Source organism: Rhodococcus sp. NPDC127593, assembly GCF_042671975.1.
Taxonomy (GTDB): Bacteria; Actinomycetota; Actinomycetes; order Mycobacteriales; family Mycobacteriaceae; genus Rhodococcus_F.
In genome coordinates, this window is the sequence record NZ_JBHXWI010000109.1 from 1 (window position 1) to 19,391 (window position 19,391).

Sequence of the window (19,391 nt, forward strand, 5' to 3'; positions counted from 1 at the left end):
ACTACGACCGACCAGACGGACAGGAGACAGATATCATCGAACCCGAGCTCACCGGAGCCAGATAGAAAAGTCTCCGGAGAAGCGGGGGAATCTCAAACCAACACGACAACGGCCGCGGCCGCGAGCATGAGCGCGGCCGCACCGACCACAAAGACGGCACGCCAGCCCGCAGCAGCTGCGATCATCTGCGCGGCGACAGGAACGACCGCCGCGGCGCCGAGGAAACCGCTGGTCAACCAACTCAAAGCAACCAGGCGGTGGCGCGGATCCAAGCTCTCGGCGATATATGTGAAGGCGGCGGGGGCGAAGGCGGCGGCCGCGCAACCCTGCCCCGCTCGAGCGACCAACTCCAGAAGGAGTGTGGAAGGTAGAGCTGCCAGCACCGTGGTGACCGCCGCGGCGCACAGTCCCACGGACATCACGGTATGAGGCCCGAACCGCGACGCCAGCGGCCCCGCGGCGAGGAAGCCGACAGCATAGGCGACCCCGAACACAGTCGAGGTAGCTGTCACGCGTGCAGAATCGACATCGAAGGAGGCGGCCATCTGCGGTAACAACGCCAGCACCGAGTACATCTGTCCTACTGCGGCGATGGCTGTAGTGGTGAGAATGACGATGACTCGTCCGGGCGGCGCATATCGAACAGGGATGCCGATCGAACCGATATCGGTGCTCGGCTTCAGGCCCACACCGCCTCCTTTGGGTTTCCTGATGGGCGAGCTGTGGGATAGACGCCCTCGAACGGGGCCGGCCCAGTACCGGACAGTGCCCTGCCGATCACCGTTGCCTGCGTAGGTCCATGCGGTAGGTGTAGCGGCGGGGATTGAGACGGGAGGCGGTGAACTCGACCGGCCGCCCCCCGGCGTCGTGGTACAGCCGCTCGATGAGCAAGACGGCGTCCCCCTCCGAGCATCCGATCAATTCGCTCTCCGCCTCTTCGGCTTGGGTGGCGTGGATGCTCTGAGTTGCCGAGACGATGCCCTCGGGCAGTATCCGCTCCGCCGATTGAATGATCGTGCTGTCGGTCTCCCATACTCCCTGCTCGATCACGTTGTCCGCCAGTGAGGAAGCCATGTAATGCCGGGTCAAGGCGAAAGGCGCATGGTTGTAGCAGCGTTGGACGAGTGCGCAGCGGACGTCTGAGCTATCGACGCCAAGGTCACGGGCGATCGCGGGCTCGTTCACCCCGCGCCGGAAAGGTTCGAGTAACCGAGTGGTGGTGCCGGGCCAGCTCATGATTTCGTCGAGCGATCCGATCGCACGCTGATAGCGACCTGAGTTCGTCTCGTGCCCAATCAAGTACGTGCCACTGCCCTGAATGCGGTGCACCATGCCTTCCTCGACCAGGTGACCGATCGCTTGCCGGATCGTGTGTCTGCTGACACCGAAACTCTGCCGAAGTTGGTCTTCGGTGGGCAGCTTGTCTCCCACGGCGTACTCACCGCGTTCGGCTCGCCGCCGAAGTTGTTCGGCGACGAGCCGGTACGCGGGACGCTTCAGATACGAATGCGTCTCCACAATCAGGCCTGTCTGTCAGTTCCTCGCGGAGGGTGCTTCGTCACTGAACAGCGACACCCCACGGGTCTCGGGCAGATACCGCAGCAGGAGCATGAACGACAGCGCTGCGATCGCGACGAGGTAGAAGGCGGGGGCGACGACGAGCGCTGCTGCTGCCGCGATGGCGGTAGCGATGAACGGGCCGGGACCGCCGATGAGAGCCTGCGCGACGTTGAAGCCGATCGAGCTACCCGTCACCCGCAGTCGGGCCGGGAAGAGCTCGACCATGACAACTCCGAGCATTACATTGGCCAGTGCCTCGAAGGCCGCGAAAATCACCAGGCCGATCAAGGCGAGGTACCAGGTGCCGGTCGAGAGCAGCGCGAAGCAGGGGACCGCGGTCAGCGCAATGCCGCCGGCGCCGAGCAGCATCGTGCGTCGTCGGCCGATGCGGTCGCCGATCATCCCGGCCACGGGGCACATGAGTGAGTAGATGAGCAACCCGAGCACCGCGAGTTCGAGGGCGGAGGTCTTGGTCATGTGGACCTCGACAGTGAGGAAGGTGACCACGAAGGTTGCGAGGTAGTAGAAACCGAGGCCGGTCACCGCGGTGCAGACGAAAACCAGCAGGATTCCGGATCGGCTGTGCTTGCCCGCGTTCCGCAGCGGGGCGTGCTCGACCTCGTGAGCGCGCTGGAGCTCCTTGAACACGGGAGTGTCCTCGAGGCGGAGGCGGACGTAAAGGCCGAGGACCGCCAGCGGGCCCGCGACGAGGAAAGGGACACGCCAACCCCACGTGGTCATCTGGTCGTCGGACAACAGGGTGGTCAGCAGCAAGGTCACCGCACCCCCGGCCATGACCCCGATGCCGGCGCCGGCGGAGACCACACTGCTCCACAGCCCGCGCCGGCGGGCCGGTGCATATTCGACGAGGAAGGCAGCTGCGCCGGCGTACTCGCCACCCGCGGAGAAACCCTGGGCGCACCGAAGGAGCACCAGAAGAGCGGGAGCAGCGAGGCCGATGGTGGCGTAGGTCGGCAGGATACCGATGCCGATGGTGCAGATACCCATGACGACGATTGAGAGTGAGAGCGCCGCGCGGCGACCGGCGCGATCGCCGAAAGCTCCGATCAGCAGCCCCCCGAGCGGACGAAAGAGGAACGCGACGCCGAAAACGGCGAGGGAGGCCAACAGCGACGTCGTGGCGTCGCCGGAGGGAAAGAAGAGCGCTCCGATGGTCGCGGCCAGAAACCCGTACACCGCGAAGTCGAACCACTCGAGGAAGTGGCCGATGCCCGCGGCAATGGCGACGCGTCGGGACACCTTGGGTGCCAGGGTCCCCGATGTGGTCAGCGCATCAGTCGTCGGTGCATCTCCCGGAATCGTGGGGGGTAACGGCGATACGGGGGGTGGGTTCGTCATCGAGGTCTCCTCGGGAAGCGTCGTGGATTTCTTTCGCCACGACGTGAATTTGGTCCTGCGGGAATCTGATCGGTGTTTCGGCGCGCCCATGATCCTCCGCCTGGTAACCACAGTGAAGTGGGCCACAGTTGTACGGATGACTTGAAGTTAGTCAGGGTTGGTGCTTGCGTCAACCCCTCGTAGGTTGCGGGCTGGTTCCGGCATGAAAACCAGACGAATGAAATACTGTGACCTGGGTATTTACTGCAAGTGGCAGCTAGGTCATAGGCGCAACGGGGAGGGGTCGGGTTCGATTCGCGTCGCGATTGACAGATGCGAGGGTTCGCAATAGTGTTTCAAGTCATACGGACAAATTCTTGCGAGGGCGGTGGTTGGATCCGCGTCCGCGGGCCCCTCCCGCAGCAACCGCAACTGACGTGTCCACGATCATGGAAAGGATGTGCGCATGGCTGGCAGCACGATCGCCGAACGACTCGGCGTCTTCGCCGCGGGTCTGGAGGTCGATGCGATTCCACTACCGGTCATCGAGCGGGCCACAGGGTGCCTCCTCCACGCCTTGGCGGTGGGAATGGCCGGCTCGGCCGCCGGCTTCGGGCTACAGGCTGAGCAGGCTAGCCCTGGTGTGAGCTCGCCGCCGATCAAGGAGGGATACGCCCGCTCACTGGTGACCGGGCAGTGGCATCCGGCCTCGACGGCGGCCTTCATCAACGGAGTGCATCTGCATGCCCGGGCGCAGGAAGACACACACGGCACGTTCCATCCAGGTGTGAGCGTCATACCCGCCGCCCTGGCGGCCGCAGAGTCCAGCGCTGTCGACGGCCGCACTCTGCTGGCGTCGGTTGTCGCAGGCTACGAGGTGGGCATTGCACTGTCGGGGCCGCTCACGGACCTGACCACCCCGCCCTTTCGCGCGACGGCGGTCTTCGGTCCGGTGGCTGCCGCTGCTGCCGTCGGACGGATCCGCGGACTGAACGGCGAACGCATGACCGCCGCATTGGCGATCGCCGCATCGATCTCGGGTGGCACGTCCGAATCGTTCGGTGCGGGAACCGACGAGTGGCACTTCCAGTCGGGGATCGCGGCGACGAGCGGGCTGATGGCGGCGCAACTCGCCGAAACCGGGGTCACGGGGTCACGGACGGCGTTCGAAGCCGAAGCGGGATTCCTCGACTGCTTCTCGCGATCGCGGGAGTCTGCGGAAACGCTCGCCCGCGAGCTCGGGCGGTCCTGGAACACACTCGCAGTGACCTTCAAGCCGTACCCGGTGTGTGCGTTCAATCAGGCGCCGGCCATGCTCGCAGTGCGGCTTCGCGAGTCCGGTCTCCACGCCGACGAGGTCGCGTCGATCCGGCTGCGGATGAACGAACGCGAAGCCACCTATCCGGGCATGCCCTCGCGGGGGCCCTTCACCAGTACCGCACAGACACTGATGAGCGCCAGATTCGCCTTCGCGACCGGTCTCGTCCACGGCGACATCACCTACGACCTGCTGCAACACTTCACCGATCCCCAGGTACTCGACCTCATCGGCAAGATCGACCTCGTAGCCGGGCCGGGACGCCCAGCGAAAACCGCACACGCCACCGTGATCCTGGTCGACGGGACCACGGTCCACGACGCCATCGAGGACTCCGACGCAATGCTGTCGTGGGACATGGACGGCGTCATGCGCAATGCCGAACGCCTCGCATCCGAGATCCCGCTGTCAACAGAGGAATTAGAGACCTTGGTTGACAGCGTGGCCACATTGCCGCAGGCCACTTCCGTCGACCCGTTGATCCGGGCGACATTGGCGGGAATCTCCGTCGGAACGTGAAGACTCCATTCCCTCACCTGCTTAACGTGCGCGGTACATCGAAGCCGCCACCGCCCCCCCCATGTGACAGTGCCGGGCACTCGGTCCGGCCGTGAAACGAGAAAGAGCACAATGACCGAGAACGTCGTCGCCATCGCCGACAGGCGATACAGCGAACTCCAACACCGAAAGATGTACATCGACGGCAATTGGGTCGATGCGATCTCCGGAGAGGTTTTCGAGACCATCAACCCGTACAACGGGCAGGCCTGGGCCACCGCGCCACTCGCTGGACCGGCCGACGTGAAGAAGGCGGTCGACGCCGCACGCCGAGCCCTGTCCGGGCCGTGGGGATCGATGTCCGCGGCGCAGCGAGGCGTCCTGATCCGCAGGCTGGCCGCGCTGATCGAACCCCACGCAGACGAGCTCGCGCGCATCGAGACCACCGACAACGGCAAGGTCATCCGCGAGACCCGCGGTCAGATGGCCGGGCTACCGGCGACCTACGAATTCTTCGCCGGCGCTGCCGACAAGATTTTCGGTGACACCATCTCGGCGCCCCAGACGAACTTCTTCACCTACACACGCCGCGAGCCGATCGGCGTGGTCGCCGCAATCCTGCCCTGGAACAGCCCACTGTTCCTTTTGGCAAGCAAGCTCGCGCCCGCATTGGCCGCCGGTTGCACATTTGTCGCCAAGCCGGCGGAGCAGACGCCGTCCTCGACCCTCGAGTTCGCCAAACTCATTGATGAAGCCGGTTTCCCGCCGGGAGTGTTCAACGTCGTCACCGGCGCCGGGGACACAGGAGCCGCGCTGACCGCCGAACCCGGGGTGGACAAAGTCACCTTTACCGGATCGACTGCCACCGGAATCGCGGTCATGAAGAGCGCCGCGGACCACATCGCGGAAGTCACCCTCGAGCTCGGCGGCAAGTCCCCGAACATCATCTTCCCGGACGCCGACATCGATGCGGCCGTCAACGGGGTGATGGCAGGGATCTTCGCGGCCACCGGTCAGACCTGCATCGCAGGAAGTCGGTTGTTGGTCCACGAATCGATCCGCGACGCCGTCGTCGAACGGCTCGCTCAACGCGCACCCCAGATCAAGATGGGTGATCCGCTCGACATCGAAACCGAGATGGGCCCCATCGCTTTCGCCGAGCAACTCGAGAAGGTTCGCTTTTACGTCGACCTGGGTGTCAGCGAAGGCGCCACGGTGGTGTGCGGCGGAGAGCGTCCACCGGACACCGATCTCGCCGACGGATACTTCTTCCAGCCCACCATCCTCAGCGGCGTCGACAATTCGATGCGCGTGGCACGGGAAGAAATCTTCGGACCGGTGCTGTCGGTCATCACCTTCACCTCGGAAGAAGAGGCGGTCCAGATCGGCAACGACACGACCTACGGACTCGCCGCGGCGGTGTGGACCAAAGACGTCCAACGCGCACACCGAGTGGCGCACCGCCTCAACGCCGGCACGATCTGGATCAACTCCTACCGTGTGCTCGCCAACAACGTCCCCTACGGCGGCTTCGGGCAGAGCGGCATCGGCCGCGAAAACGGCATCGAAGGCCTCGACGCATACCTGCAGACCAAATCCATCTGGGTCGAACTCACCGGCGAAAGCCGCGACCCCTTCAAACTCGGCTGAGCGCACAAGGAGCACAAACTGATGACTACCACCTTCGACATCCCCAAGACCAGCCGGGCGGCGGTGCTGACCAAGCACAGCGAGCCGCTCGAGATCCGCGAAATTCCTGTGCCTCAGACCCTCGAACCGGGCGCACTCCTGGTCCGGGTCGAAGCCGCGACGGTGTGCGGATCAGACCTGCACCTGTGGGATGGCTCCCTCGGCGGCAGCCAAGCGCTGGATCTGCCCGTCATCCCCGGACACGAAATGGTCGGCAAGGTGATCGCATTCGGCGACGGGGCCGAGCGGGACACCTTCGGTACACCGCTCGAGATCGGCGATCGCATCTGCTTCACCCACGCTTCGTGCAACCAGTGTGACCACTGCCGGTTCGACAACCAGCCCACCCTGTGCACCAACCGTCAGTACTACATGTTCACCAACTGTGAGCGTCCCCCCTATCTAGTCGGCGGCTTCGCCGAGTACGCCTACGTCTTCCCCAACTCGGGACGAGTGCGGGTGCCGGACGAGGTGGAAACCTCCTGGGCATCGGCGGCCAGCTGCGCATTGCGAACAGTCGTGCACTCGTTCGAGCGCATCGGCAAGATGAACCCTTGGGAAACCGTCGTTATCCAGGGCGCCGGCCCGCTCGGTCTGTTCGCGACCGCCCTCGCCGATCATCTCGGCGCCGGGCGAATCATCACCATCGGAGCTCCTGACAACCGCCTGGCCATCGCCAAGCAGTACGGGGCCACCGACCTCGTCTCCGTCGCCGAACATCCCGAACCCGAAGACCGGATCGCCGCGGTGCGCGACCTGCTCGGCGGCCACGGTGCCGAAGTGGTGTTCGAGTTCTCCGGTGCACGCACCGCGTTCACTGAAGGTCTGGGAATGATCAAGGAAGGTGGCCGCTACATGGTCACCGGCCAGATCGACGGCCCCGGAAAGGAAGTCCCGGTCCGTCCCGGCTTCATCACCCGACAGCAGCTGACCATCATGGGGACCTGGTCCGGACACATCGCCGAGTACCGCAAGGCTCTCGAATTCATGAAGAACACGCACGGCAAGTACGACTTCGGCGCACTGGTCCCGAACCGGTACCGGCTCGACCAGGCGACCGAGGCGCTGACGCGGATGCGGGCGCAGGAGGACATCAAGCCGATGCTCGTCCCGCACGGAACCGAAGGAATCTGACGTGAGGCCCCTCGACGGCATTCGGGTGCTCGAGATGGGCCAGTACATCGCCGCCCCCTACTGCGCGATGATGCTGGCCGACCTGGGCGCGGAGGTCATCAAGATCGAGCGGCCCGACGGCGGCGATCCGCGCAGAATCTACGATCCGCTCGAGCAGACCGAGACCGGGTCCATGAGCGGCGGGTTCCTGAGTTACAACCGCAACAAGAAGTCCGTCACCCTGGACTTGCGTGAAGAAGGCGACCGGGCGCGGTACCGGGCATTGGCGGCGACCGCCGACGTCGTCGTGGAGAACCTCCGCCCGGGGGCAGTCGACCGCATGGGCGTGGGGTACGACGCGCTCAGGGAGGTCAATCCACGCCTGATCTACTGCGCCATCAGCGGATACGGCCGGTTGTCGACACATCGGGGTGAATTCGCCGAACGGCCGGCCTTCGACACCGCAATCCAGGCGATCGGCGGGCTGATGGCGGTGACCGGAGAACCGGGGGGCCCGCCGCTTCCGACGGTGACCGGTTTCGCAGACGTCTTCACTGCGGTTCATGCCACCGTCAGCGTGCTCGCCGCCCTTCAGGGACGTCAGCAGACCGGTACGGGTGCGTTCGTCGATCAGAGCATGTACGACTCGGTGGCGTCCTTGCTCGAACGCGAACTCATGCTGTGGGATTTCACGGGCGAGCATCGAGTGCGCGGGGTGGATCGCTATTCTCCACTCGGGGCCCTCGAAGCCGAGGATGGTTATGTTGCACTGATTCTGCCCACCCATGAGATGTGGCGGCGGCTGTGTGTGGCAATCGAGCGGCCCGACCTGCTCGACCATCCGCTGCTGGACTCGGTCATTCACCGGGCCGAGAACTTCGCATCGGTGATCCGCCCCGAAGCTGAACGGTGGACACGGTCCCGCACGCGCCGTGAGATCGTCGAGCATTTCGCCGCGCATGGGCTTCCCGCCGGAGAAAGCCAGACCATCGACGAGCTCTACCAGTGCCCACACCTCGACGCGCGTCGCATGTTCCTCGAGATCGACGATCCGTATGCCGGTCGTCGTCGGATGATCCGGACACCGTTCCTGACCGACACCTACGAGGAGCCACGTACCGACTCGGCACCGCAGCTCGGCGAGCATAACGACGAACTGCTTACGGAGGTGGAACCGACCACCGCCTGACGCACCCCACCGACATGGGTCGGCGGGGGCACCAGCACCGCCGCGATAGGGCCGACATCGGTATCGCTGGTGTGCTCTGGTGACAGACATCCGCCGGTTGCCCAACTCCGGCGGCGGAAGGACGAGTATGGAGGTGCGATCGCAAACGGTCTCACCTCCATACTCGATTGATCGGTATCAATTCTTGAACTACAAATGACGAGACGGTGCCTGTCGCCTCGAATAGTCCAGTGTCGCAGTAGATCAGCAATGACGAGTGACCTCCGTTGAAGATTCATCCGGACGAGCGCTAGTGTGGTGGATGGAACCCTGCCGATCGCAGCAGGGAGAAGGAGGGCCCCGTGGTGACGAACAAGGTAACTCCCGCGGAGCGTGGTGTCCCGGCATACAAAGTGTTGGCCGAGAAGTTGCGGACCGACATCGAGGCAGGTGTCTACTCGGTCGGAAGAAAGATGCCCACCGAAAGCGTGCTGCAGTCGGTCCACAACGTCAGCCGCCACACGGTGCGCGAAGCCCTGCAGATTCTGCTCTCCGACGGGCTTATCTACCGCGTGCAAGGCAGCGGAACCTATGTGAGCGGCCGCCAACAGGACACCCGGGGCCGCTACGTCCGCTCGATCGGCTCCCTCGACGAAATCATCGTCTGGCCCGACACGAACACCGAGGTGATCGAACCATTCACGGTCGTCGTTGAGCCCTCCATCGCGTCCCGATTGGAATTGCCGTACATCGAGGTCAGCAAGGCCACCGTTCGTCGCTCCTTCGAGGGGATCCCCTTTGTCCTGACACGCCACTACGTCGAACCCGACCTCGGGGCGAAACTGGCCGCGGACGGGGTCCCGTCGGTCGGCGAGGGAACCGTGATCGGGGCCGCCGAAAAATTTCTCACCAAGCCGATCATGGGCGCACGGCAAGAGATCACCGCCATGAACGCCCCGGAGCGCGAAGCCGAGCTGATCGGATGCCAGGCAGGAGAAGCCATACTGCTTATCGAGCGCCTCTACTACGACGCCGACGGGAAATTCGTGGAATTCACGTCCTCTCACTTCAATCCGCGCCGGTACTCGTACCGCATGGAATTGCGGCGGCGAGGATCCTGAGAACGAGGAACTGAACCTGTGGCTCGCCGCGGCCGAGCGGGGCGAGCCGACACATCCGGTTTCCGCGACTGCGGCAGGGTTGCCTGGCCAGGGCGTGAGGAACCTCCGGGCGCGATAGGTTGCCGAATTCGACCGTGATCTGGATCAAGGTCTTGTTCTCCGTGGCAATGGCGGTCCGGTGTTCGTCCCAGGCAGAATGCTCGCCACTGGCCCGGGTTATCGGCTTCGTGCAAAGTCCGAAGTCCCACTGGTCTCGACATCGTTCGCCTTCCAGCACATCTCGACGAGCAGGAGCCGTCACAGAGATGGTTGCTACGGCTCCACGATCGGCCTATTCACACAGGACGTCACCGTCGAGCTCAGTTTCGCCTCGGTGGTATCCAGCAGCGACTGGACCCGCAAGAACGCGGAGTCGTCGATCTCGTGTCGTTCGAACGTGGTCAGAAGCCGACTGCACTGGACAGTGAGAATCGCCTGCTGCATCGTCTGTATCTGTATCTGTATCTGTATCTGTATCTGCAGCGACACTGGATCCTCCTGCCGGACCGTCAAGGCACGCAGATGCTCCCGCAACTCGGCGCCGAGCCGATCGGCGGGAAGGAGGGCGCGGTCGTGCTGAGCCGGATCCGTCACATACCGCAGCCCGCTGTCCGGCAGATTCGTCGATAGGGTCATAGCGAGCCCATGTGATCACGCGCGGCAGGGACATGCCCTGCCCGAACAGGGTCACGACAATCACACCAGCAGTGATGAACACGATCAGACTCTTGTACTCGAAGGGGCGCCCATCTGCCATCGTGTCTGGACCTGCGAGCGCGGCGGCCAGCGACACCCCTCCACGGACACCGGACCATGCGAGCGGAAAACGCTCCCGCGCACTGATCCGGCGTGAAACCTGACTACCGCGGCGGTCGATGGCCCGAAACACGGAAGGCACCGTGTAGAAGTACAGCAGCCGACAACCGATCACACCGAGACCGGCCAAGCCCACCGCCGCCAACCCCAACGTCAACGATTGAGGCGCCAGATCAGCGACAACAGAGGGGATTTGCGTCCCCACCAACACGAACAGTGCCGAGTTGAGCACATAGGTCGTCAGTGACCAAAACGGCTGGGTTTGCATTCGAGTGGCTGGCGGAATGACATGCGGCCCAGGCCGGGCCAGCAGGAAACCCGCCGTCACCACGGCAATGACACCCGAGGTATGTATCTGATCGGCAAGCAGATACGCCACAAACGGCGTCAAGACACTGAGCACACTCGAGAGCATCCAGTCGCGGAGAAACTGGTGAGCGATCAGCGCGGCCCCGGCGACGGCGGCACCGAACACCACTCCACCGAGATAGCTTGCGGTGAACTTCCAGCCGATGTGCAGCAGATCGAAATGGTGCGCGCCGATCGCGACCGGGACGGCGGTGGCCAGAAGAGCCAGCGCAGTCCCGTCGTTGATGAGGCTCTCAGCTCGAAGCAACGTCATGAATGGTGGCGGAAGGAGGTGCGCGAGGGCGGCAATGGCGGCGGCATCGGTCGGGGCGAGGACGGCCCCGATGACGAACGCAACAGACAACGGAGTGTGCAGGATCCAATGCAGGCAGGCGGCCACCGCGACAGTCGTGGCAACCACGAGCACGACCGCCAGCAAGACTACAGAGCGGGCATCCTTACTGGCGGTTCGCGTGGAGGTCGTCAGAGCCTCCCAATACAAGATCGCCGGAAGGAAAAGGACGAGTACCCACTCGCGTGGCAGCTCGAAAGCAGCGACTGTGGGGTTCAAACCCAGCAGGCAGCCACCAAGGAGCAGGGCGGCTGGTTGCACCATCCGAATCCGGGCGCCCCATACGGTAAAGATGATGACTGTGCCGAGGACTGCGACGAGTAGCTGAATCGACTGCAATGGTCACCTCATGACTGGTAGGCGAGTTGTGGGTCCGTGCTGACACCGCTGACGGAAGGATGCGGGTCGGCGCTAGGCAGAGGGCGTCTGATCACGCCCGGCATCCCCGGAAATGAGACTGCACGACGGAGGTCGGAGAACTACGTCGTGCTCGTCCGTTGCTCGAACTAATGGAGACCGTTCCCGCCCTCGGGTACCAGGGGGCGGGAACGGTGGTGTGTGGGTGGGTTAGATGGCTTGGGCGGTGGGGAGGATGGTGATTTCGGTGAGGTTGACGTGTTTGGGGACGGCGGTGAGGAAGGCGACGGTTTCGGCGACGTCTTCGGATTGGAGGACGTCGATCTGGTCGATGAGGTCGGCCATGAGTTTGCTGGCGTCGGGGTCGGTGACGTGGTCGGGTAGTTCGGTGTCGACCATGCCGGGTTCGATGGTGGCGACGCGGACGTTTTTGCTGCCGAGTTCGGTGCGCAGCAGGCGGGTGAGCTGGCTGATGTAGGCCTTGGTGCCGGAGTAGACCTGGAACTTTTCGAGGACGCGGGTGGCGGCGATGGAGGAGGTGGTGATCAGGTCGGCGGGCTTGCCGTCGGCGGCGGCGGCGGTGAGGGGGCCGACGAAGGCCTGGATGGTGTTCATGACGCCCTTGATGTTGAGGTCGATCTGGGTGTCCCAGTCGTCGACCTTGAGGTCGACGATTTCGGAGATCAGCTGGACGCCGGCGTTGGCGAAGACGAGGTCGACGGGGCCGAGTTCGGTGGTGATGCGGTCGGCGGCGGCTTGCAGGGCGGTGCGGTCGGTGACGTCGGTGGTGACGGCGATCGCGGTGCCGCCGGCGGCGTTGATGCGGTCGGCGGTGGTGGTGATGCGGTCGGTGCGGCGGGCGAGGAGGGCGACCTTGGCGCCGAGTTGGGCGAGTCGTTCGGCGGTAGCTTCGCCGATTCCGCTGGAGGCGCCGGTGACGACGGCGATGCGGCCGGTGAGGGGGGTTCCGGTGAGGACCTGGCTCATGGGGTGTGTCTCCTTGACGGTGGTGTGTTCGAGGTGTGTTCCTCGGGGTACGGATTCCATCGTCGGTGTGATCGGGGTGGGCGAACAGGCCGCGATCTGCCTAGGTGCACCACACCCAGGCAACCACACAACGATGTATATTCATCCGTATGTTTTCATCGATTGGTCGCGATGCGATTCGCGATGAAGTGCATGAACCTGTTGCCTTGTAAAGCATTTGACTTATGGGTCTATGTTGTCTCTCACTTCCAAGCGCGCGCTGCACCGAAGAAAACAACCGGATGAATAGGGCGAAGGAGAGTGAGGTAAATAAGATGACTACCCGGCGACGGTCAATGCTGATCGCGCCCGGGTCTTACGAACAAAAGGCAGGTGAACGGGCTACCTGGCAACGGCGCGCAACATCGCCGCCACCCACCAAGACGAACATGTCGGCGCCGCTGGCCGATTCGTGTACGGCGGGCACACCATCGGCATCGCCCAAGTCGCCCGCCGTCCCAAACCTGGTGACGGTGTCCGCCACCGACATCCCAGTCCTCGACTGGCGGTTCTCCGCCCTCACGGCCTGAGTCTGATGTGCACGACCCCGATGAAGCCGCTGCTTGGTTCGGCGCTGCTCGGCCTGCTATCGGATCTAATCCATTGACGCGGTTGGTGGGTGGGCCTGCCCAGCGGACTGTCCGCTAAGTACACCGGCATCGATGCGGTGTGTCGCCAGGTCGAGCAGTCGAATCTCGCCGACCGAGCCAGGCTCGACCTGGTACACAAGAAGCTGATGGCCGGGCGCGCTTGGGACACCGAATGCGTGAAATTCGATCGTGAGCTCGCCGGCGGTGGAATGGCGCAGCTGTTTGACTTCATGAGTTTTCGGCTGTACCTCATGTCGAGCCCACAGCTCGCAGAAACGGGGGCTCGCGGCCTCGAGCCGGGCGATGAGGTCGGTGAACCGGTGAGGAGTCGAGGAGAACTTGGCGGTCGCTCGTAGACTGGCGACCGTTGATTTCGCCGACTCCTCCCAATCGACAAAGAACTCACGGGCAGCGGGATCGCAGAAAACCATCTCCACGAGATTGGTCGTATCAGCGAACGGTTCGAACAACGCCACCGCCAGGGAGTTCATCGCCGAGATATCCAAGACCGGATCGAGTACGAACGCGCCGGAGCGCTCCCAGGACTCCATCAAACGCAGTAACGCGGGATCGACCTCCCGGCGAAGCTCGGCACCGTCGAGTCGCCACGCCACACCTGCCAGCGAGTAAAGGTGCCGACGTTCCTCGAAAGTAAGAACCAGGGCCTTACTGAGCCCCTCGAGGACCGCTTGGGACGGGTGGCGTTCACGGCCCTGCTCCAGCCGGCGGTAGTAGTCAGGACTGACATCGGCCAGCATGGCCACTTCGTCCCGGCGTAACCCCGGAACGCGCCGAGGTCCCGCGGACGCAAACGGAACAGAATCCGGTGATGCGGCAGCGCGTCGGGCCCGCAGAAATTCCCCCAACTCAGTGCTCGCCATGGCTTGATTCTAAGGCAACCGGTCAAGTCCAAAGGGGGTGCGAAAGGGCCACGCGACCATCAGCTGAACCCTGAAAACTATAGGTAATCAACCCTGATCGGAAGGAAGAACCGCATGACTGGTCTGAATGCATTCTCGACGTACCCAATTTTCAAGGTGCACAGGTTGATTGAGCCAGGTCCCGTGATCATGATTTCGACGTCCGACGGACTGCATGACAATCTGATGACAAATGGTTTCAACATGCCCGTGCAACATGGCGGTCTCATCGGATTCGTGCTCGGACCGTGGGACTACAGCTTCGACACGCTGCGCGACACCCGTGAGTGTGTCATTGCAATCCCGGCCGTCGAACTCGCTGAGCAGGTCGTCGATATCGGGAACGTATCCGGTGCGGAGGTTGATAAGTGGGAGCGTTTCGGCCTCACCCCGCTGGCAGCGGCATCCGTTGCGGCGCCTCTCGTCGCGGAGTGCTTCGCGAATATCGAATGCCGCGTCGTCGACGATCGCCTCGTCGATGACTACGGACTCTGGATTGTCCAGGCCCAGCATGTGTGGGTGGATGATTCGAAGCGAGGCACGGGGGAGATCCATCACCGCGGAGATGGAACGTTCTCCGAGAACGGTGAGGCGATCGACCTCCGTGAGCGGATGACGAAGTGGACATCGCTGATCGACTAGTCAATGTCTCGGTAACCGTGTGCGGCCTGGCTTCACGCTGGGCGAAAGGGAGCGTGACTGGTGGTCGGGAGCTTCGCGAGTGTCAGTCGGTCGAACTTGCTTCCGCGTCCCGCCGCTCCCGGTCCCTGGTCGCGGTGAGCGAACCGAGCAACTTCAGTGCCTGATCACTCGGGGACCCCGGATCCGCCTGGTAGATCACCAACTGTTGTCCCGGCTTGTCACGCACATCGAAAGCTTGAAAGGTCAAACTCAATGTGCCCACATCGGGATGGACGAGTTCCTTCGCATCCAGTGTCTTGCCCCGCACATGACCCTCTTCCCAGTACTGGCGAAACGCGGGGCTGGCCGCCGCCAGCTCACTGACCAACTGGGTGAGACGAGCATTATTCGGGTCGTGGCCGACGGCCAAACGCAATGTTGCGACGGTGGCCTGTGCCGCGCGATGCCACTCGGCATAGAAGGACGCTCCCGCTGGATCGGTAAACACCATCCGCAGCAGATTGTCAGCAGCGGTGAACGGCGAGAAGAGCGCTTCGGCGAGCCGGTTGCACGCCAGAATGTCGAGTGTCCGATTCAAGACGAACGCCGGAGTCGAGTCGTAGATATCCATCAACCGGAGAAGGGTCGGACTGACCGACTCTCGTGCACTGGACCCGCGGGCGCTCGGCACCAGGCGGGCCAACCGGTACAGGTGCATTTCCTGGTCGGCATCGAGCCGCAACGCGCGCGTGAGAGCATCGAGCACCTGAGCGGACGGATTACGTTCTCGCCCTTGCTCTAAGCGGGTGTAGTAGTCGGAGCTCAGTCCCGCAAGGATCGCGACTTCCTCACGTCGAAGGCCTGAAACTCTTCGAGTGCCATAGCTGTGAATCCCCGCGTCCTTCGGTGAAACCTGAGCACGACGTGACCGAAGGAAATCTCCAAGTTCGCTGGAAGGCATTTCTCAATGTTAGTTCTGGATCGCCTGGTAGTGGGTGGGTGCAATGCACCCACGACAGACGAGCGGGCCTTCGGCGACAGTGGAGCTGTTACCGACACCAGCGTCGATGGCGCGGAGCACCACACGACCCGTAGCAAACCCGAAGGGATCCGAGGAGCATGTTGACAGTTCATGCAGAAGTTCGCACGCCGCTGGACCAGAAGCTGGTGTGGGGGAGGATCGGAGACTTCTTCGCCATTGACGGATGGCATCCCGATGCCGAACGCACTGCACGCGACGGCAGCCGGAACTCTGTCCGGCGAGTGGCCCTGCGCGGTGGTGGGGAGGCGATCGAAGAACTGATCAACCAGACCGAGCAGTCGTACAGTTACAAAATGGTCGGTGGGTCCATTCCCGTACGCAACTACCAGGCGACCGTCGCCGTCACCCGGGACGTCGAGTCAGGGGAGACTGTTGTTTCCTGGGACGCCGAATTCGACGCCGACGGAATCCCTGCCGAACAGGCTCGCCAGCTCATCACCGGCTTCTACGAAGGCGGGTTGGCTGCCGCCGTGAGCTGACGTTCCGGAGCCATCCGCGACCCGAGAGGACCTCGTCCTTCACGAACTGTCCGCAATGATCATCACGGCCACCCCGTCCTGATCTGGTGGCTATACCGATCTGAGTGCCAGGCGAGGACACCCGTCAGTCTGCAAGCCAGGTCCCGCGCAGAACGGTGCGCGGCGCCCAGCGTGTGCCCGCCCGCCGCAGCAGACGACAGATCGGGCTGGACCGGCCGCGGGCGACACGCGTCAACTCCCCGCTGTACTCACAGCGGGGAGTTCGACCGTCGTCGGCTCTGTCTGTCATAGCGAACGGCCCTGTCAAAATGGCCGCGGATACGCCATCATGTCCGGGGCAACCGATTTCGGGTTCGTCATCCGCGGTGTGCTTAGTTCCTTGTACTGCGGGTGCTGGCGGCAGATCAGAAGTGGACGTGCGCGCACCGATGCCACCGACACGTCCAACTACGCCGCCCAGCCGGGCCGCAGCGGCCGTCAAAGGATGCCGCGTGTCTGGAGGGCGCCAGTGGCCGTCGGCATGAAGACATCCGGAATTGGCGAGTGGATTAAAGATGTTTCGGTAATAGGGTGTGTCGTTGCACGGGATTCACACTGCGCTGCTGGATCATTGATGAATGGCAGGTAAGGAAACCGGTTCGCGCGAGGGATCGGATGCCCGGAAAGTCAAGCAGCGCGGCGGTCGCCGGGATCTCGAGGCGTTGCGTGACCGGCGGATGCGGGCGGCGGAGATGTTCGCCGCGGGACGACGACAGGTCGATGTCGCGGTCGAGTTGGAGGTCTCCCAGCAGACCGCCTCACGCTGGTATCGACAGTGGACCGAAGGGGGCAACGAGGCGTTGGAAGGTGCCGGTCGCGCTGGACGCCGACCCCGGCTCGATGACGCCCAGATCGAGGCGATCCGAGAGGAACTGCTCAAAGGACCCCAAGCTCATGGCTTCGCGACCGGGGTGTGGACCCTGGGCCGGGTCGCGATCGTGATCGAGCGGCTCACCGGCGTGACCTACGGACCCACCCAGACCTGGACGATCCTGCGGACCCGACTGGGCTGGAGCCGGCAACGTCCCGCACGGCGGGCAGTCGAACGCGACGAGGACGCCATCGTCGCCTGGCGTGAGAACGAGTGGCCGCGGATAAAAAAATAGCGCGGCGCCGAGGTGCGTGGATCTGCTTCCAGGACGAAAGCGGTGTGTCGCTGCTCCCGGTGGTCCGAGCAACCTGGGCGCCGAAAGGTGTGACACCTGTGTTGCATCACCGATTCTCGTGGAAACGAATGTCCATGGCCGGAGTCCTGGCCTACCGACACGATCGCAGCCGCAGCGCATTCGTGTTCTCCATGACCGACGGCTCCTACAACACCGACAAGCTCATCGAGTTCCTCGCCGAACTCCGCGCCCACTTCGCCGGGGAGCAGGTCATCCTGATCTGGGACGGGCTCATGGCCCACCGATCCAAGGCGATGACCGCGTGGCTGGCCACCCAACGCGACTGGCTCCACGTCGAACGCCTCCCTGCGTATGCCCCCGAGCTCAATCCCATCGAACAAGCATGGGGCAACATGAAATCCACCGAACTCGCCAACCTCTGCCCCGACATCCTCGACGAGGTCCGCATCGCGACCGAGACTGGCCTCACCCGGATCGGCTCGAACTTCGACCTGTGCCACAGCTTCCTCGACCACACCGGACTTTCCTTATGATCACCACTCACTCAATTACCGAAACGTCTTTAAGGTGGCCGTCTCGTACGGGAGACGACCACCTCGGTCCGACCGAACTACTGTGCGCTCGCGGCGGGGCGAACGATGATCTCGTTGACGTCCACATCCGCCGGCTGATCGATGGCGAACGCGATCGCGTTGGCGATCGCCGCGGCCGGAAGTGCGACGGCGCGGTATGCCTTCATGTCTTCGCGTGCATTGTCGTCCGAAATGCTGTCCGCTAATTCAGATTCCGTTACACCTGGCGATACGACGGTAACACGGACATCGCCTGACGATTCTTGGCGCAGCCCTTCGGAGATCGCGCGCACCGCAAACTTCGTCGCGCAGTAGACCGCCGCTGTCGGTACAACCTCGTATGCCCCGACAGATGCGATGTTGACGAAATGTCCGCCACCTTGTGATTGCATGACCGGTAGTGCTGCGGCGATGCCATTAAGAACGCCACGAACGTTCACGTCTAGCATCCGGTTCCACTCGTCGATCTTCAGCGCGGCCAGCGGCGACAGGGGCATAACTCCTGCGTTGTTGACCACAACATCGACGCGACCGAAACGCTTACGGGCAGCCTCGACGAAGGCCTGGACGTCGGCTACTTCAGTGACGTCCAACTTGCGGAATGCTGCACTGCCGCTGGCATCTCCAATCTCCTGGACCAAGTGCTCGAGTCGTTCTGTGCGCCGTGCGCCGAGAAAGACTTGGTGGCCGTCGGCAGCTAACTTCCGCGTTGTCGCCTCTCCAATCCCGCTACTTGCTCCTGTGATCAGGACTACTTTGCGCTCGCTCATGACTGTTTGTCCTCTCGGTATAGGACGAGATGCTCGTGGTACAGCACCCCGCCAAAAATGTCTCCTGTTGCGGTAAAACCAAGGTCGTCGAGGTAGTCGAGATGGTTTCCTGTCACTGTGTAACGTCCGGTATATGCACACTGCCGTGCGCCACGCGCCTCGTCGTAGCGCCCATCGGCACGCAACTCCTGCCGAATGAAGCCGTCAGCTGTCACCCACATCCCGATTACACCTGCCCGGTCGATCGTGGTTCCGGATTCATCCATCACAATCCTCCCTCGCAACTTGGTGCTCTAATTCTTGCGAGACACGCGGAGGGTAGCCAGGACGCAACTCGACTAGGTGCCGCGCACCCAGTCACGCCGCATCGGCTCGCGTCGCGCGGACAACTACTGGTGTGTCTCGCAAATAATTCTTGATCGATTCGATAGAATCCGTACATGAGGAACCCGGTACCCGCTTTGGAGATTTCCGATGGGCAGCGCGTT

The 19,391-nt window shown here is 63.3% G+C and carries 18 protein-coding genes and 2 pseudogenes; 10 read left to right on the top strand and 10 right to left on the bottom strand.

All coding sequences use genetic code 11. The features are described from left to right. Window positions 1–92: 92 nt before the first annotated feature. From ACFVJ3_RS47270 to ACFVJ3_RS47280, 3 genes are all read right to left on the bottom strand, one after another. Window positions 93–689, bottom strand: a complete 597-nt coding sequence (locus tag ACFVJ3_RS47270; RefSeq protein WP_378458650.1) for an MFS transporter — start codon at window positions 687–689, stop codon at window positions 93–95. An 88-nt stretch (window positions 690–777) separates the two neighbouring features. Then, entirely contained in the window at window positions 778–1,518 is a 741-nt protein-coding gene (locus ACFVJ3_RS47275) for a GntR family transcriptional regulator (RefSeq protein WP_378458651.1), read from the bottom strand. 15 nt (window positions 1,519–1,533) lie between these two features. Next, the gene (locus ACFVJ3_RS47280; RefSeq protein WP_378458652.1) at window positions 1,534–2,919 is read right to left on the bottom strand and encodes an MFS transporter; all 1,386 of its coding nucleotides are present in this window, start codon (window positions 2,917–2,919) and stop codon (window positions 1,534–1,536) included. A gap of 445 nt (window positions 2,920–3,364) precedes the next feature. Between ACFVJ3_RS47280 and ACFVJ3_RS47285 the strand changes: the two genes are divergently transcribed. The 5 genes from ACFVJ3_RS47285 to ACFVJ3_RS47305 all read left to right on the top strand — a co-directional run bounded on the left by ACFVJ3_RS47285 (window position 3,365) and on the right by ACFVJ3_RS47305 (window position 9,805). Then, on the top strand, window positions 3,365–4,735 hold the full coding sequence (locus ACFVJ3_RS47285; RefSeq protein WP_378458653.1) for an MmgE/PrpD family protein: 1,371 nt from the start codon (window positions 3,365–3,367) through the stop codon (window positions 4,733–4,735). Window positions 4,736–4,846: 111 nt separating this feature from the next. Further along, on the top strand, window positions 4,847–6,364 hold the full coding sequence (locus ACFVJ3_RS47290) for an aldehyde dehydrogenase (RefSeq protein WP_378458654.1): 1,518 nt from the start codon (window positions 4,847–4,849) through the stop codon (window positions 6,362–6,364). Between the two features lie 21 nt (window positions 6,365–6,385). Next, entirely contained in the window at window positions 6,386–7,537 is a 1,152-nt protein-coding gene (locus ACFVJ3_RS47295; protein WP_378458655.1) for a zinc-binding dehydrogenase, read from the top strand. 1 nt (window position 7,538) lies between these two features. Then, window positions 7,539–8,705, top strand: coding sequence for a CaiB/BaiF CoA transferase family protein (locus ACFVJ3_RS47300; RefSeq protein ID WP_378458656.1), 1,167 nt, complete (start codon window positions 7,539–7,541; stop codon window positions 8,703–8,705). Between the two features lie 344 nt (window positions 8,706–9,049). Continuing rightward, window positions 9,050–9,805: a GntR family transcriptional regulator gene (locus ACFVJ3_RS47305; RefSeq protein WP_378458657.1), complete on the top strand. Its 756-nt coding sequence runs from the start codon at window positions 9,050–9,052 to the stop codon at window positions 9,803–9,805. A 312-nt stretch (window positions 9,806–10,117) separates the two neighbouring features. On the opposite strand, the gene ACFVJ3_RS47310 is transcribed toward ACFVJ3_RS47305, so the two are convergent. The 3 genes and pseudogenes from ACFVJ3_RS47310 to ACFVJ3_RS47320 form a co-directional block, all read right to left on the bottom strand. Next, window positions 10,118–10,480 (bottom strand): hypothetical protein, encoded by a 363-nt coding sequence (locus tag ACFVJ3_RS47310; protein WP_378458667.1) that lies wholly within the window; start codon window positions 10,478–10,480, stop codon window positions 10,118–10,120. A 61-nt stretch (window positions 10,481–10,541) separates the two neighbouring features. After that, window positions 10,542–11,624: pseudogene (locus ACFVJ3_RS47315) on the bottom strand (Na+/H+ antiporter); the annotation flags it as partial. Between the two features lie 303 nt (window positions 11,625–11,927). Next, entirely contained in the window at window positions 11,928–12,704 is a 777-nt protein-coding gene (locus ACFVJ3_RS47320; protein ID WP_378458658.1) for an SDR family oxidoreductase, read from the bottom strand. A 400-nt stretch (window positions 12,705–13,104) separates the two neighbouring features. On the opposite strand from ACFVJ3_RS47320, the pseudogene ACFVJ3_RS47325 reads away from it, so the two are divergent. Further along, a pseudogene (locus ACFVJ3_RS47325) lies at window positions 13,105–13,273 on the top strand (acyl dehydratase); the annotation flags it as partial. A 65-nt stretch (window positions 13,274–13,338) separates the two neighbouring features. On the opposite strand, the gene ACFVJ3_RS47330 reads toward ACFVJ3_RS47325, so the two are convergent. Further along, window positions 13,339–14,214, bottom strand: a complete 876-nt coding sequence (locus tag ACFVJ3_RS47330; protein WP_378458659.1) for a helix-turn-helix transcriptional regulator — start codon at window positions 14,212–14,214, stop codon at window positions 13,339–13,341. Between the two features lie 114 nt (window positions 14,215–14,328). Between ACFVJ3_RS47330 and ACFVJ3_RS47335 the strand changes: the two genes are divergently transcribed. Beyond that, complete coding sequence (locus ACFVJ3_RS47335) at window positions 14,329–14,895, top strand: flavin reductase family protein (protein ID WP_378458660.1); 567 nt, start codon at window positions 14,329–14,331, stop codon at window positions 14,893–14,895. Between the two features lie 82 nt (window positions 14,896–14,977). On the opposite strand, the gene ACFVJ3_RS47340 is transcribed toward ACFVJ3_RS47335, so the two are convergent. Then, the gene (locus tag ACFVJ3_RS47340; RefSeq protein ID WP_378458661.1) at window positions 14,978–15,835 is read right to left on the bottom strand and encodes a helix-turn-helix transcriptional regulator; all 858 of its coding nucleotides are present in this window, start codon (window positions 15,833–15,835) and stop codon (window positions 14,978–14,980) included. Window positions 15,836–15,993: 158 nt separating this feature from the next. On the opposite strand from ACFVJ3_RS47340, the gene ACFVJ3_RS47345 reads away from it, so the two are divergent. The 3 genes from ACFVJ3_RS47345 (at window position 15,994) to ACFVJ3_RS47355 (ending at window position 18,094) form a co-directional block, all read left to right on the top strand. Continuing rightward, entirely contained in the window at window positions 15,994–16,395 is a 402-nt protein-coding gene (locus ACFVJ3_RS47345) for an SRPBCC family protein (protein ID WP_378458662.1), read from the top strand. Between the two features lie 617 nt (window positions 16,396–17,012). Further along, window positions 17,013–17,540: a winged helix-turn-helix domain-containing protein gene (locus ACFVJ3_RS47350; protein WP_378458663.1), complete on the top strand. Its 528-nt coding sequence runs from the start codon at window positions 17,013–17,015 to the stop codon at window positions 17,538–17,540. Continuing rightward, on the top strand, window positions 17,519–18,094 hold the full coding sequence (locus tag ACFVJ3_RS47355) for an IS630 family transposase (RefSeq protein ID WP_378458664.1): 576 nt from the start codon (window positions 17,519–17,521) through the stop codon (window positions 18,092–18,094). The genes ACFVJ3_RS47350 and ACFVJ3_RS47355 overlap by 22 nt, the downstream gene beginning before the upstream one ends. A 77-nt stretch (window positions 18,095–18,171) precedes the next feature. Here ACFVJ3_RS47355 and ACFVJ3_RS47360 read toward each other — a convergent pair whose 3' ends face one another. Together ACFVJ3_RS47360 and ACFVJ3_RS47365 are read right to left on the bottom strand one after the other, a co-directional pair. Then, window positions 18,172–18,903 (bottom strand): SDR family oxidoreductase, encoded by a 732-nt coding sequence (locus ACFVJ3_RS47360; RefSeq protein ID WP_378458665.1) that lies wholly within the window; start codon window positions 18,901–18,903, stop codon window positions 18,172–18,174. Then, on the bottom strand, window positions 18,900–19,169 hold the full coding sequence (locus ACFVJ3_RS47365) for an Atu4866 domain-containing protein (protein WP_378458666.1): 270 nt from the start codon (window positions 19,167–19,169) through the stop codon (window positions 18,900–18,902). The genes ACFVJ3_RS47360 and ACFVJ3_RS47365 overlap by 4 nt, the downstream gene beginning before the upstream one ends. Between the last annotated feature and the right edge of the window lie 222 nt (window positions 19,170–19,391).